This window comes from Pseudomonas sp. 2822-15, assembly GCF_002742515.1.
GTDB classification, from domain to species: Bacteria; Pseudomonadota; Gammaproteobacteria; order Pseudomonadales; family Pseudomonadaceae; genus Aquipseudomonas; species Aquipseudomonas salomonii.
Window position 1 is genome coordinate 1 of record NZ_LJRY01000085.1, and the last position, 291, is coordinate 291.

1 protein-coding gene is annotated in these 291 nt (G+C 40.9%); it reads right to left on the reverse strand.

All coding sequences use genetic code 11. The features are described 5' to 3' along the window. Positions 1-291: methylenetetrahydrofolate reductase (locus AOA59_RS00490; RefSeq protein ID WP_178076221.1), on the reverse strand; the 291-nt coding region annotated here is incomplete at both ends.

Here is a 291-nt window from a genome sequence, read left to right on the forward strand (position 1 = left end):
GTTTAATAAGTTGAATCAATTCCATAGAGGATAAATCATAAACAGAAGTTGCACCTGGAAAATCCCCAACCTTTGCTGGATCACCAGTCACAGCCAGAACATTATCTATTCCTAAGGTCGACAGCCCCATCAAGTGAGATTGGACTCCAATTAAATTCCGGTCCCTACATGCAATATGCACAAGCGGTTCCACTTCGATATCTTTTTTTAGCTGCACTCCCATACTCAAATTACAAATCCTAGGATTTGCCAAAGAATTGTCTGCTAAAGTTACCGCATCAACACCTGATG